Origin of the sequence: Aphanizomenon flos-aquae FACHB-1287 (assembly GCF_014698755.1) — a bacterium.
GTDB classification, from domain to species: Bacteria; Cyanobacteriota; Cyanobacteriia; order Cyanobacteriales; family Nostocaceae; genus Dolichospermum; species Dolichospermum flosaquae.
In genome coordinates this window covers 1-13978 of sequence record NZ_JACJTO010000045.1, presented here as the reverse complement: position 1 = coordinate 13978, position 13978 = coordinate 1, and the positions used below count along the sequence as shown (strand labels likewise).

Genomic DNA, 13978 nt, shown 5'->3' with positions numbered 1-13978 from the left:
ACCTGGCAATTTGAATTATGCCCCAGTTATAATGAGGATGATACCGAGAAAATACTGAATTTATATTTTTTGATTATTAATATAAGTTAAGACTATTATGTATTTTTTTGTGAAGTGAGGCTCTATAACTCATATATAATCAGCTTTTCAGGTGATTTAACTAGATCAATTTTTATTACTGTGTATGAATTTTCTCAAGAGTTACAGATCCCTAACTTCTCTAAAATTGGGGATTTTGCTGTTAAGAATCGGGTGTTATTTATTGTAAATGTCTGATTATAAGTAGTTAAAAAAACTATTTGCTAGGATAGCGGCTTGTGTACGATCTCTTAAATTTAGCCGATTCAAAATATTTGTAATATGATTTTTGACTGTTCCTTCAGAAATGTACAATTTTTGGGCAATTTCTCGATTATTATTACCAATAGCAATTAATCGTAAAACTTCTTTTTCTCTAGGTGTGAGTTCTGGTAAATTTGCTGGTACAGATGTTAGATTTTGAAGTGAATTTGCCGGAAATTGAGTAATAAGTTTTTTAACTATTCCTGGTCCTAGTTGAGAATATCCTTTATTAACTGCACGAATAGCAACTGCTAATTCTTCCGAGGGTGTATCTTTAAGTAAATAACCCATTGCTCCATTTTGCAGTGCTGCTTTCACATATTCATCATCATCAAAAGTTGTTAAAATAAGAATTTTGCAGTGAGGGAATTGATTATTAATTTCTTTAGTTGCAGCAACTCCGTCCATAATAGGCATTCTAATATCCATTAAAATTACATTTGGTTGTAATTCTCTAACTAAATTAATAGCAATTTGGCCATTTTCTGCTTCTCCGACAATTTTCATATCTGATTCTAATTCTAATAAGGCTTTTAAACCTTGACGAATTAAATTTTGGTCATCTACAATTAAAATAGTTATCATGGTAATTGGTAATTGGATTCCCGACTTTTCTAATAATTCGGGAATCTGAATTTTGAGGTATTTATATAATAGGAAAATGAGGGATTATATCATCTATCTCTGTCATTAATTTAATTGTTTCTATGACGACAATAATGATTTGTTGATAATGAGTAATTTCCGCATCAGATAAATCTATGTTAGCACTTTTTCTGTCTTTTAACCATTTATCTAATACTTGATAACCACCAATTTTAAATTCCCATACTATTGGAGAAACTCCCGAAAAATAACAGTTCTGATTAATCAAGATTTGCTGTTTATTTGTATTATATTTAACTTGATTTATTTCATTTTTACCATCACCTTGATAATGAATAGCACCTCTTTCTTCTCCATTAAATAAAGGTAAATTAGCAGTAGTAGAAGTTTCTGATTTAGTCATGGGAGTTGGGGGCAGATTTTTCATCAAATGTAAATTAACTAACTTTTCTCCTTTGATAACTAATTGATTAAATAATTCATTATTGCTAGTTAAAGGAAGACGCGGAAAATCAATCTTTAAAAACTGGGAGTATCGTTGACGATATTGAGGAGAATGAAACACAGCATAAATATAATAAAAGATATTTTCTGCTGTGGGAATATAACCTAATTTGGACTTAAGTGCAGTGATAAATTCTGGAGAAAAATTAGGTTTTCTGTCTTGGGTTGTTTCGTTTTCTGGATAAATATAGAGAGGAAAAAGATAACCAATACCTTTATTACTGATAGTAATTCTACTTTCAATCATATTTTCAGTGATAAAACAATGATTAAAAATCCCTTCTGCAACTTGTCTAACGGTAATTAATCCTAAATTATCACCTAATAACATATTTTTCATCACATCATTTCGAGGCATACAAATAAATCCCCTTGATTTACCTGTATAATAGGTGTATTTGATATCAAAAGGACGATATAAAATCCGTTTAATCGAATTTCTATTTATTGTATTAATTTTATTTTGTTTAACTCTGCTTTTTTTAATATCATCTTGCGCTAAAGCAACCTGCCAATCTCTTGTATCTTTTCCTAAATTATACTTTTCTCTTGCTTCTTCTGGTGGTAAAAATCCAAAATCATTAACAATTTTTTCCACGTCTTCAGGAGTTTTCTGAATTGTTAAAGAATCTCGTGCTGTGACAATTCCCACAGAATTAACAAGCATGATATCAGTTATTTTCCAACCTCGATTATATTCTTCTAAAGCATAAACATCTTGAGGAGTCAACAAATAAAAAGGAGAAATAGGATTGATTTTTTCCCATGCTACGGTTTTCATCGTTAATTCTTTCAATAACTCATATTTATGTTCACGATTTCCCCATAAATCACCATAAAAAACGCCATTTTCTGGTGCATTTTGTTGATTAAATATAAGCTGATTTTTAGGAATATCCTTAACAGCAATTAAAATCGCTACTCCCTGTTGAATATCAAAGACATTTTGATCTATACTTCCATCTGGAGAAACTTCTTTTTTCTTAGTATTACCATGTAAATTCAGAATATAAATTCGATTAAAACTTTGTAATAAACTTTGACGCATTCCTCGAAATGTGGGGTTATCTAAATAACCATGATTGGTAACAAAAGCTAAAATTCCTACTCCTGTTTTATCAATTCTCCATTGTCCAAAGCGAATAAATTTTACATAATCATCTTGTAACCATTTGGGATTTTTTTCATCTAAAGATAATCCATCTATGTGATAATAATCTTTAACTAATCCTTCTATCCATTCATTTTTATTTTCTGAATGTCCCGAATAGGGAGGATTTCCTAAAACTACATGAATAGGAATTTCCGTTTTAATTGCTGCTGCTTGGTTTGCTTCTGCTGAGATATACTGACCTAAAATTAATTCTGATTTTTTCACTCCTTCATTTAAAGCATTAGTTAAAAAGATATTTAGTCTTTCTTTTTCTTGAAATTCATAACCTAAGTTTTCTAATAATAATCCCAGTTTTAAATGTGCAATTGTATAAGGAGTCATTAATAACTCAAAACCATATAAACGTTTGAGAACTTGTTTATCTCTAAATAATTGATTCCAACGGTTGACTCCATATTTTTCAAAGTTAAAATAAATTTGTTTAATGACTTCATATAAAAAAGTTCCTGTTCCCGTAGCTGGGTCTAAAATTGTGACGTTTTTACTACCTAAACCATCATCTAAATTAAAATCATTTTCTAAAATATGATTAACTGCTTTAACAATGAATGAGACTACAGGTTCAGGAGTATAATAAACTCCTCTACTTTTTCTTAATGATGCTTCATAAGCTGCTAAAAATGTTTCATAAAAGTGGACTATGGGATCTTGTTTTCTCGTTTCTTGTCCAAAGTTTTCTAGAATATTATTCATATCAACTTTAGCTAAAATTTCCACTAAACTATCAATTGTCCAATTAATTTTACTGATGATATCAGTGGAAATGACTGTACTAAATAATCCTTGTAAAAAGGGAATTTTATCACTAATATGAATACCCGCATTTTGACGATTAAATTGATATGTTGTTTGTCCATGACAATGGCCTATCCTAGCGGTAAATAAACCATAAGCTATAGTTTGGGCGTACATATCAGCAAAATTATAATTATCTAAATCTGGTAATAGTAACTCTTGAAATAATAACTTTAATTGAGTTAATTCTCCTGTTTGTTCTTCAGTTTTCAAGGCTTCATTAATACTATAACGAATAGCTTTAGTTGCTGCGGCCATTTTCTTGGCTAAATCATAGTAGTTATTAATAGTTTTTTCTTGCTTACTGAGAAATGATCTAATTAATTGTTCTGTTTCTAATATATTAGAAACAGGAATTATTTGATTATTTTCAATTGTAGCTAAGGTGGTTTTTAATTGCAGTTTACCGTCAAGATACCAATGAAATTGAAGATAATTAGTCAGGATAAGATTTTCACCAATGGATGATTCTAAATAACGTTGTAATTGTTCAGTTTTTTCAATTTTATCTAAGTTTTCTCCGATTTTTTTGGCTTCAATATAACCGAGTAATTGATTATTCTTTCTCACGGTAAAATCAGGAATACCTGCTTGATTTCCCAATTCTTCAACGGTGGATTTTATTCCTAAAATAACACTATTAATAAGATTTTCTAGTGTAGAGTAATGAGTGCGTTCACTGCCTTTTTCTAGTTTGCTTTGCAGTTGTTGTAAGTAGTGTCTAAAGTCCATATATTTTCCGTGTTTTTCAAATAAATATGTGATGTTATTGATGATAAGTTGCTAGTAAAATACATGGTCAGAATCAAGATATCCAGGAATTATATTACTAATTAGCAATTAGTAAGCTCTACTAAATAACTGGTAACTTTATGATTATAATTGATTTTAAAGATGAAGGTGGTGAAATTCATTAATTTTTAATATTTCTTTACTTTATTTTCTGAGATAAATTTTCTAAAAACTATGATTTTGATAGTAAAACAGTTTAATAGTTAAGTAAAGAAACGTGCACAATAATTTGACAACCTGCACCTGGATGAGTGTTAATTTCAAATTCTCCTCCTAATGTTAAAATGCGATCGCGCATACTTTGTAAACCAAATCCAGTTGTATTTTGCCCTAAATCAAAACCTCTGCCATTATCCTGAATTATTAACTTTAAAGTTGCTAAAGTTGTTATTAACTCTAGTTTAATTTCTGTTGCTTGAGCATATTTAGAAATATTTGTTAATGATTCTTGAATAATTCGATAAATTGATGTACTAATTTCCATAGATAATGGAGATATAATAGATATTTGACAATCGGGTAAAATACCATTAGAACGCTGAAAATCTGCTGCTAGTCTATAAATTACCTGTTCTAAAGTTTGTCCTTGCAAAGGATGATATCTCATAGTAGAAACAGATTGACGGACATCCTGTAAAGCTTTTGAACCTAGTTCTTTAGCGGTGGCTAAAAATGTCATGGCTCTAGATATATCAGATTTTGATAATTTTAAAGCAGTTTCTAATTGTAAATTTAAAGCTGTGAGAGAATGTCCCAAAGAATCATGAATTTCTCTAGCAATACGGTTACGTTCTTCTAAAGTAGCTTGATTTTCAATTTTCAGAGCATATTGACGGAGTTTTTCATTTGCAACTTGTAATTTATCCCGACTTTCTCGTTCAGATAATACAGCATTCATTAATAGTAAAACAAATACTAAACTCAACCCAAATAAAACCGCTAAACTAAAACTAAAAAATCGAAATCTTTCTTGTGCTAGAGGTGACAACCTTGCTGGATGTATATGATGTCTGAGACTAAATAAAAATAGAATAAATGACAAAAAAGTAACAGTCAATCTTCCTGGAAGTTGAAAAATTAAACAACTGCGAGTTACTAAAATTAAATAAAGGAAGGGAAAAAGTCTGGCACTTCTACCACCAAAAAAACCACTAATTAAAATTAATGCTACTTGAATAGCTGTATAGATAATTTTATTAATTTTATTGTCAGTAGGCAACCTTAAACCCATGAAACCAAAAATCATCAAACTGCAAATTGTCAGTTCTGGATACATAACAGAAAAACGCGGAGAGGAAGATGGTATTAATGCCATTAGCGCGGAAAATCCTAATAGTAGCCATTCTAAATACAGTAGAAATCGAAAAGGATGATTATTAAACTGAATAGGACGATTCATAGCTAATTGATAAGTGATATAATTGCAGGAGTAGAATTTTCAACTGGACTTAAAATATTTGTATCACGATTAAATTCAAATAGAATGGGGTTAGGAATCTAAATGCTAATATCATGACTAAAGTAATGGGTGCAGACGTGACTTTTGCCTCATGTCGTGACTGGGTGTTAGTCTCTACGATAGGAGCATAGAAAACCGAAATAACCAAGAGTTAATTATGAAACTGAAGACATTATCACTGCTTGCTGGTACTCTAGTTTTGACCTTAACTGCAACTCCCTTTGCCGTACAAGCACAACAAAATCCATCCTCACCTCAACCTCGTCAAGAATGGCAAAAAAAAGGTCAATTCCAAAAATTGAATTTGACCACCGAACAAAAAGCGAAAATCAAAGAAATTCGGAATAATACCCGCGCTCAAATTGAAACTGTTTTGACGACTGAACAAAAAAATCAGTTAAAATCTAAAAAGGATGAACGTAAAGCTCAACGTCAACAAGGACAAGGGCAACAGGGGCAAGAACAACGTCGAGAAGGACGAGGACAGAAGGGTGATATTTTTGATTCTTTGAACTTAACTGAAACCCAGAAAAACCAAATTAAACAAATCAAAGAATCATCAAAACAACAAATAGACGCTGTGTTAACTCCCCAACAGCAAGAACAAATGAAGCAAAGACGAGAAGAAATGCGTTCTCGTCGTCAACAACGCAACCCCCAATAATTTTTAACCATTTAAATAATAATACTTAAGTGGGGGTGCGTATAAAAGCCCATCCCATTTTGTATAACTATCACTAACTATAAAAGTTGACATAATCAATAAACCCAGTCGGTTAAAAAATTTATTTGCCCCCGCATATCTTGTATCTCACTCAACCGACAACCGCTATAATTGAAAGGAGCTATATTTTTAGGGGAAAGTTAATCCTCCCCCTAAATTGTTTTTCAACTAAATTAATTACTAAATTTCAGCTAATGCTCTTTCAATTAAACGTCGTGCTAAAGTCTGCGTTCCTGTGTGTTCATAATAATTTGTAGACACATCTAAGAATGCCGCCACATAGTCCAATTTATCATCAGCAAAGTCTATAAAACCTTTGCAATGTATTAAGACACTTTGGGCTGTCAAAGCATTAGCTGTAACAATACCATTCATCCAGCCTTTAACTCCATCTAGACTATTACCAATAAAGTCCATTTTCCCACCAACACCATTACCAGGAATTTTATCTTGGATAGCACTAAAAGTTGAATTTTGTTGTAACTCCTGGGGGTTCATTTGACTGAGCATTGATAATGATTTATTAATAAAATCAGGTCCTAAGGGTATTAAACCATCAACACAAATTAACGCCACCATGCGAATCAGGGACTCTCCAGCATACTCACCTAAAGAAGCAACAAAATCGCCAATACTATCTCCAGGAATACCATTAATTTGACAAAAAGCCACTAATTCAGCAACTATTTTCAAAGTGAGATCAATAGTTTGGGCTTTGTCTGCTTTGGGAGTAACAGAATTTAAAAAACCGAAAAGAGGAATTTTTTCCCCGATTTTATTAGCTAAAGCGGCTGCACCTAAAACCTTATCTGTACCGTCAACAGTTTGATACAGCCAGAGCGCGGTTTGATATCCTTGGGATTTATCATTAAATAGATAAATCGCTCTTTCGCCAATTTGTTGAATTAGATCTTCGTCGGTTTCACCTGTTACAGTTTTAATGGTATTCACAAAACCAACTGTATTTTGCCATTCACCAGGAGCAACGAAATCCAAAGCATTTAATAGAGAAACTGTTAAGTTATTGGTAGGAAGTTCATCAACTAACTGGAAAATTGGTTTACTCACAAAAATCTCCTTATTTTGTATTAACGTCAGTTGTCAGTCAGGAAGGCGGTGAAACTATTTCAAGTTAGCTAAACCATCAAGATTAAATTTCTCTATCCATATTGCCCGATTACTGGCTGTAAAAGATGGATCTTTAGAAATAACCTTGACTTGGTACTTATTCACTAAAACTGAAGTTTGAGTTTTTCCCAGTTGTACGGAGGGATAACCGCCTATTTTCTCAGTGCTATTAGCAAATTTTGTGGCTGCTCCTGGTATACTGCTGGTATCAGAAATAGCCAGTTGAGCCACAACTTTACCATCTTTTTTCAAGTTTGCTTCTGAAAAGCCTTTTTTCTCTTGAGTATAAACTCGATTATAGCCATCTCCACTACTAGGGAAGAATTGATTTAATTTGCTACCTTGAGTCGCATTTTTAACTACAGCCTGTCCGCTTCTTTGTCGGGTACTTTCTTGTTGTACCTGATCAAAACGACTAGGTGCTTTTGGGGAACAAGCCGTAGTCAATAACATCAATGATAGGAATACAGCAGCTAAAACTCTCCGTCCATGATTTGTCACCATTCTGGCTTCTCCTTGATAGTTAAGCTTACGAGGTAATTATCAACTCTATTGTCACCCATAAACCAAAAAATTTACTTTTAAATAATTATTCAATGTATTGGGGATCACATATTTTTTGATACTTTCGGATGACACACTAAATTAGCCGATGAGCTATAACAGCATAAAAAGGATCTCCTCCGGGTACTCCCAACCACTGTAAAAAATTTGGGGTTGTTGACTTTGGGGAAATCACTTCTGGGTTTGAGAATCCTGGTACTGACCTAAAGTAGCCCTTGACCAATTCTACCCTAAAAACTTCCGAACTGTCTCGCCAAATTTGAATAGCTTTTTGAAAAAACATCCGGTTAGAAAAACTAATAATTGCTATCCCACCAGGTTTAAGAATCCGGTGTATTTCGGAACATACAGCCTCTGGGTATTGGATATACTGGATAGAAACACAGTTAATAACAGCATCAAACTCTTGATCTAAGCAAGGTAATTGAGGATTTGTGTTGAGATTTTGGACAAAATAATGATTTAATTGCGGATTTCGGGCTAATTCCTCAGCATTGAGTCCATGGCCTTCTACATGAGCAAAATCTATATCCGTGGGTAGGTGCGATACCCAACTACTCATCATATCAAGAATCCGCGTATTAGCTGGGATTCGCTGACGATATAAATCAGTTAATTGCTGAATAAAACCCTCATCTACATGAGTGACAAAGCGGGGGTAATTATAGAATAACTGATCATCTGAGTCATCTAATTTAATTCGTTGATTTGGTTGCAGTAGCATAAATGTCTTATTTGGTAGATTGGATAATTTTGACCAGTATCTTAATTGACATATAAAAATTTTATATCAATATCAAAGAAAAGCATAATAGAGTATGTTAAAATACAGAAATATTCTCAACTGGTGCAATTTCACCATGAAAAAATCAATTTCCCCCATTGCTTTAATTTTTAGCTGTGTATCTTTGATAGCTTGTACTAGCGCATTAAAGGATACATTCAAAGAAGAGGCTATTGCTACTGTAACACAAAATCAAACGAAAACTACTCTAGTAGTATCAAGTGAACCACAGAATAAACAAGTATCTTCTCTACAATCAAAAACACAAGAGAAGCAAGAACCCGTTGGTAAAAACCTAGACAACAATAAGAAGACTAAAAAAGGTACATATCAACAACCAACGGAGGGAACAGTTAAAGAAATAGTCAGTGGTGATTTAATGTGTTATGTCACTTTAGTAGATAATAAAGGAATACAACACAATGTTGGCGCGAGTTTTGAAGTTTGTGACGAGAAGAAGTTTTTGAATAAAAAAGTCCGCGTTACTTATAAAGTAGAATCAGTTAATGATTGTCAGAGTTCAGAACCCTGCGGGAAAACTCGCAAACAATCAATCATTACTAAAATGGAAGTTGTGAATGAAAGTTCAAAAAAAGATTCCTACATCTTGAGTAATGGTAAATGGAAGATTACTATTAGTAATAGCAACTCTTGGAATGGGGTGAATGGTACAGGAAATGTGAGTTATCAAGGATGTGACGTTAATGGTAAATGTCTCAGGTTAACAGGTGGTAAAATAGTTTGTCGAGACGGTGTATGTCGTACAGCTTGGAAAAATGCAAATTACACTTACATTTTAGAACAACCCATAACTGAAAATGGTAATGCTGATTCTACTTTGATAGTGAGAAAAGATAAAACTGAGATTTTAAAAGTTACAGGGTTGAAATAGATAATCAAAAAAACTAGTTTATTTTTACTCAATTATTCAATATTAATTGATTATTAAGCGTTGCATAATAGCGGTATGAATTGTTTTTTCTTCCGAAATCAGCAACGCTAATTATTACTCTTCCGGGGTAAAATTTTGGTCAAGGAAATTAAGAGCATGGTTGCGGAGTTCAAAATATTCTGTAGAGTTTCGCATGGCCATTCTATCTCTAGGATGTGCAAAAGGAACTGTTAAAATTTCTCCAATATTTGCAGATGGTCCATTAGTCATTAAAATAATCCGATCTGACATATAAATTGCTTCGTCAACATCATGGGTAATCATCATAACTGCTTGACGATTATGTTCCCAAATATCTAATACTTGACGTTGTAATTTACCGCGAGTTAAAGCATCTAAAGCGCCAAAAGGTTCATCCATTAATAACATTTTAGGACGAATTGCTAAAGCTCTAGCAATACCCACTCTTTGTTTCATACCTCCAGAAATTTCATCGGGATATTTATCGGCCGCTGCTGTTAAGTTTACCATAGCTAGGTGTTCATTGACAATGGTAATTTTTTCGGCACGATTAGCATTTTTTAATACTTCATCTACAGCTAAACGGATATTTTCGCGGACAGTTAACCAGGGTAATAATGAGTAATTTTGAAATACCATCATTCTATCTGCTCCTGGTTTACGAATCTCTTTTCCATCTAAACGTACAGAACCAGAAGTAGCTTTTTCAAAACCGCCAATTATTTTTAATAATGTAGATTTACCGCAGCCGGAATGACCAATTACAGAAATATATTCATCTTCACCAATAGTTAAATTAATATTATTTAAAACGACAAATTTGCCTTTATCTGGGGTGGGATAGGATTTAACTAAGTTCTCAATTTCTAAAAATCCGGTTCGTTGTCTTTCTGTGGTATTATTATCTGTTAAAATTGGATATGCCATGATTAATCATCCTTGATCTAATTAACTTTTTTTAAGACATAAAAAATCGAGCGGGAGCATTAGCGCGGATATCAAAACTATGAAGATATCCGACAGGATCACTAGGATCAAATCCTTTTTTATCTATAAATGCTTCTGGGGGTTCAACCTTAGAATCATTTGCGGGACATTGAATACCCATTTCTGTGGCTATTTCTCGATATAAGTCTGTTCTCCAACCCTGTGCGGCTACTTGTTCGGCGTTTTTAGGAATTTCTTTAATTTGTCCCCAACGGGCTGCTTGAGTCATTAACCACAGACTACGAGAACGCCATAAAAATGTCGAATGTTCTCCTACTTCGTGGGGAATAGTGTTAGGAAGATCATAAAAAATTGTGGTATCATCTGCTTTTATAGTACGGTCTTGACCATCAAAACCACCATAGTTATAATTGCCAATAATTCCCGGTCCGGTAAACTTGGTAATAGGAACACCTGATTTTTTGGGTTTTGCACCTGTAAATGATCTTTCTGTGAGTAATTCGGCTATTTCTTGACGATTTTCGGGTTTGCTACAATATTGACAAGCTTCTATCATGGCTTTTACTAAAGAACGGTAAGTTTTAGGGTAATTAATAATAAAAGATTCCATTACTGCTAATAGTCTGTCTGGGTGTCCGTGCCATATTTCCTTACCTTGAGCAAAAGTAAAACCAATACCTTCATTACCAGTAATTGCTCTAGTATTCCAAGGTTCAGCGACCATATAGGCTTGCATTGCGCCAATTCTCATATTTGTCACCATTTGTGGTGGAGGAACAATTATGACCCGAAATTCTTTAAGAGGATCAACACCCGCAGCAGCGGAAAGATAACGAGCGAAATATTCATAAATAGCAGAACTGAGGACTACAGCCCAGATTTTCTTTTCTGGGGGTTGTTGGTCAAAATAACCGCGAAAGTCCCTTCCAAAGGCTTCTAAAGCCCCCTCAGCGTATTTTTGTTGATATTCGTACCAAGGACGGATACCATAGTCCCACATTTCCTTATTCATGGTCATAGCGTTACCATGTCGGTGGATAGTCATTGCAGCACATAGGGGAGCATGACGGGCACCTTCAGCGCCAATTCTAGCATTAGTAACAGCGCCGGAGACGACAGGAGAAGCGTCAAGACGACCAAAAATCAAACCGTCGCGGGAGGTAGCCCAACTAGCTTCCCGGTTGAGTGTGACATTTAAGCCATATTTACGGAAAAATCCTTTTTTCCAAGCGATCGCAAATGGTGCACAATCATTAACAGGAACATAACCAACCGTAATATGAGGTTTTTCTAAATCTTGAGGTCTAACTACCGGTGTCACCGCTAAAGCTTCCTCTGTTAGTCCCTGAGCAGACCTATTTCCAGAAACAGCACAGGAAGATAATATAATTCCCGCAGTAGTCGCACCCATTCCCGCAATAAAATCCCTGCGAGTTAAATAATTTTCACTCATAATAATTAATCATTAATAATTGAAAAATTCTCTTAAACCTCTCCGCGCCTCTGCGTCTCTGCGTGATCAAAAATCATTAACCCCCCGGACGGTGAGTAACTAACTCTTGAAGTTTCCCCACAGCATAATCTAAAATCAACCCAGTTAAGCCAATTATAAACACTGCTAAAAACACAGAACTCAGATTTAAACGACTCCATTCGTCCCAAACAAAAAAGCCAATTCCTATACCTCCGGTGAGCATTTCTACAGCTACAATTACTAGCCAAGCAATGCCTAAACTAATTCTCAAACCAGTAAAAATATAAGGTAAACTAGCAGGTAAAATTATTTTAGTAATCTGTCGCCAACGGGGCATTTCCAAGACTTGCGCCACATCTAAATAATCTTTAGGGACGCTAGAAACTCCCAAAGCAGTATTAATAATTGTTGGCCATAAGGACGTAATGAAAATGACGAAAATAGCGGAAGGATCTGCTAAATTAAAAAGAGATAAAGAAATGGGCAACCAAGCCAATGGAGATACAGGTTTAAAAATCTGAATAATGGGATTAAAAGCCAGCATTGCCGGTCTAGACATTCCGATTAAAAACCCTAAAGGAATTGCGACTAATGCTCCTAAACCAAATCCTAAGATAACTCGGCGTAAACTGGCTAATAATAACCAACCAATTCCTAAATCACCTGGACCTCTTTCGTAAAATGGATGTAAAATATAGTCCCAATTAGCAATTAAAGCTTCTGGTGGTGTAGGCATTAATTCATGATTAGCTAATGCTACCACCCACCATAATAAAATAATTCCTAAACAGCCTAATGCTGGGAATAAAAAAGTATCTTGAAAAATTATTGGTTTGGCTTTTCTCCACACAGTTTGACTAGCAACTGCTATAATGGCTGCTAAATTTAGTCGCAATATCATTTATTTTACCTCAGCAGAGTTAAGCGTGGGTACAAAGAAATTAAATTAGATAGTACCAACCTTGGACACTGATGAAATCAGAACATTATGATCATTAATCATTATGATTCTGTCTCTTCAGTCTTTTCTCAATGCCTACGAAGTTAGCTGACGGGCTAGGGTTGAGAGATACCCTTTTTTACTTGATTTTAGAGGATTTTTGAACTTTAAAGCACAAAATCATAAATTAATCAAGACAAAAATACGCCCCACAATTTGGTTCCTCCGTTCCAGTGCTAGTGTGGTAATGTACTGGACTAGGCTGACTTACTTGAAAGTAATAGCACCATTATAACATTGATATCTAGTGATAACATCAGTATTTATCATAAATATTGGTTACTTGACTACTGAATTTTATGTATTTTTAGGGAGAAAGATTCAGAGAAATTACTGATACTCAACAATTATTAACCAGAATAGTGATATCAAATCTGAAAATCTATAGTTAAGCTTGATATAATTTAGATGTTTTTTATAATTTGATGTAATCAAAATTCAAATAATATCATCAGAATTTCATTTATAATAAAAAAATATAAACTCTAATCTAAGGGGTAAAATACCATGGTAAAAATACAACCTCCAATTGTAATTGATTTTCAACCAGGAATTACTGCTAAAGATAAGGATGATAAATCTATTTTAATGATAGATGTGAGATTTTCCGCATGGTACAACAGAGGAGTTAGAATTTTATGATTATTTATTTAGAAACCAGAAGTGTTGAATGTTAAGAAAAGCCTGATAAAAATAGCCAAAAATATGTTAAATTTTGGGCGAAGGATTAAAATATTTTGATTAACCATGATCATAAACTCATTTCCCAAG

12 protein-coding genes and 1 riboswitch are annotated in these 13978 nt (G+C 33.7%); of the genes, 3 read left to right on the top strand and 9 right to left on the bottom strand.

The window, feature by feature from the left end; all coding sequences use genetic code 11:
• Window positions 1–276: 276 nt before the first annotated feature.
• The 3 genes from H6G44_RS17205 to H6G44_RS17195 all read right to left on the bottom strand — a co-directional run bounded on the left by H6G44_RS17205 (window position 277) and on the right by H6G44_RS17195 (window position 5612).
• A complete protein-coding gene (locus H6G44_RS17205) occupies window positions 277–927 on the bottom strand; it encodes a response regulator (RefSeq protein ID WP_190387749.1) in 651 nt (216 codons plus the stop codon).
• A gap of 61 nt (window positions 928–988) precedes the next feature.
• A complete protein-coding gene (locus H6G44_RS17200) occupies window positions 989–4153 on the bottom strand; it encodes a type ISP restriction/modification enzyme (protein ID WP_190387748.1) in 3165 nt (1054 codons plus the stop codon).
• Window positions 4154–4409: 256 nt separating this feature from the next.
• Window positions 4410–5612 (bottom strand): sensor histidine kinase, encoded by a 1203-nt coding sequence (locus H6G44_RS17195; protein WP_190387747.1) that lies wholly within the window; start codon window positions 5610–5612, stop codon window positions 4410–4412.
• A gap of 217 nt (window positions 5613–5829) precedes the next feature.
• Here H6G44_RS17195 and H6G44_RS17190 point away from each other — a divergent pair, with 217 nt between their 5' ends.
• Window positions 5830–6336: a Spy/CpxP family protein refolding chaperone gene (locus H6G44_RS17190; RefSeq protein ID WP_190387746.1), complete on the top strand. Its 507-nt coding sequence runs from the start codon at window positions 5830–5832 to the stop codon at window positions 6334–6336.
• 240 nt (window positions 6337–6576) lie between these two features.
• Here the strand turns inward: H6G44_RS17190 and H6G44_RS17185 are convergent, their stop codons facing one another.
• The 3 genes from H6G44_RS17185 to H6G44_RS17175 form a co-directional block, all read right to left on the bottom strand.
• A complete protein-coding gene (locus tag H6G44_RS17185) occupies window positions 6577–7464 on the bottom strand; it encodes a hypothetical protein (RefSeq protein ID WP_190387745.1) in 888 nt (295 codons plus the stop codon).
• A gap of 54 nt (window positions 7465–7518) precedes the next feature.
• Entirely contained in the window at window positions 7519–8028 is a 510-nt protein-coding gene (locus tag H6G44_RS17180) for a hypothetical protein (protein ID WP_190387744.1), read from the bottom strand.
• A gap of 136 nt (window positions 8029–8164) precedes the next feature.
• Window positions 8165–8812, bottom strand: a complete 648-nt coding sequence (locus tag H6G44_RS17175; RefSeq protein WP_190387743.1) for a class I SAM-dependent methyltransferase — start codon at window positions 8810–8812, stop codon at window positions 8165–8167.
• Between the two features lie 136 nt (window positions 8813–8948).
• Between H6G44_RS17175 and H6G44_RS17170 the strand changes: the two genes are divergently transcribed.
• Window positions 8949–9764, top strand: a complete 816-nt coding sequence (locus tag H6G44_RS17170) for a hypothetical protein (RefSeq protein ID WP_190387742.1) — start codon at window positions 8949–8951, stop codon at window positions 9762–9764.
• Between the two features lie 114 nt (window positions 9765–9878).
• On the opposite strand, the gene H6G44_RS17165 is transcribed toward H6G44_RS17170, so the two are convergent.
• The 3 genes from H6G44_RS17165 to ntrB all read right to left on the bottom strand — a co-directional run bounded on the left by H6G44_RS17165 (window position 9879) and on the right by ntrB (window position 13108).
• Window positions 9879–10712, bottom strand: coding sequence for an ABC transporter ATP-binding protein (locus H6G44_RS17165; RefSeq protein WP_190387741.1), 834 nt, complete (start codon window positions 10710–10712; stop codon window positions 9879–9881).
• A gap of 31 nt (window positions 10713–10743) precedes the next feature.
• Window positions 10744–12186 (bottom strand): ABC transporter substrate-binding protein, encoded by a 1443-nt coding sequence (locus tag H6G44_RS17160; protein WP_190387740.1) that lies wholly within the window; start codon window positions 12184–12186, stop codon window positions 10744–10746.
• A 76-nt stretch (window positions 12187–12262) separates the two neighbouring features.
• On the bottom strand, window positions 12263–13108 hold the full coding sequence (gene ntrB, locus H6G44_RS17155; RefSeq protein ID WP_190387739.1) for a nitrate ABC transporter permease: 846 nt from the start codon (window positions 13106–13108) through the stop codon (window positions 12263–12265).
• 117 nt (window positions 13109–13225) lie between these two features.
• Window positions 13226–13421: riboswitch (cyclic di-AMP (ydaO/yuaA leader) on the bottom strand.
• Window positions 13422–13714: 293 nt separating this feature from the next.
• On the opposite strand from ntrB, the gene H6G44_RS20560 reads away from it, so the two are divergent.
• Complete coding sequence (locus H6G44_RS20560) at window positions 13715–13849, top strand: hypothetical protein (protein ID WP_276513883.1); 135 nt, start codon at window positions 13715–13717, stop codon at window positions 13847–13849.
• Window positions 13850–13978: the final 129 nt, after the last annotated feature.

Coding starts and splice junctions, on each gene's coding strand:
- H6G44_RS17205 (WP_190387749.1), bottom strand. CDS start 927: ATGATAACTATTTTAATTGTAGATGACCAAAATTTAATTCGTCAAGGT.
- H6G44_RS17200 (WP_190387748.1), bottom strand. CDS start 4,153: ATGGACTTTAGACACTACTTACAACAACTGCAAAGCAAACTAGAAAAA.
- H6G44_RS17195 (WP_190387747.1), bottom strand. CDS start 5,612: ATGAATCGTCCTATTCAGTTTAATAATCATCCTTTTCGATTTCTACTG.
- H6G44_RS17190 (WP_190387746.1), top strand. CDS start 5,830: ATGAAACTGAAGACATTATCACTGCTTGCTGGTACTCTAGTTTTGACC.
- H6G44_RS17180 (WP_190387744.1), bottom strand. CDS start 8,028: ATGGTGACAAATCATGGACGGAGAGTTTTAGCTGCTGTATTCCTATCA.
- H6G44_RS17175 (WP_190387743.1), bottom strand. CDS start 8,812: ATGCTACTGCAACCAAATCAACGAATTAAATTAGATGACTCAGATGAT.
- H6G44_RS17170 (WP_190387742.1), top strand. CDS start 8,949: ATGAAAAAATCAATTTCCCCCATTGCTTTAATTTTTAGCTGTGTATCT.
- H6G44_RS17165 (WP_190387741.1), bottom strand. CDS start 10,712: ATGGCATATCCAATTTTAACAGATAATAATACCACAGAAAGACAACGA.
- H6G44_RS17160 (WP_190387740.1), bottom strand. CDS start 12,186: ATGAGTGAAAATTATTTAACTCGCAGGGATTTTATTGCGGGAATGGGT.
- ntrB (WP_190387739.1), bottom strand. CDS start 13,108: ATGATATTGCGACTAAATTTAGCAGCCATTATAGCAGTTGCTAGTCAA.
- H6G44_RS20560 (WP_276513883.1), top strand. CDS start 13,715: ATGGTAAAAATACAACCTCCAATTGTAATTGATTTTCAACCAGGAATT.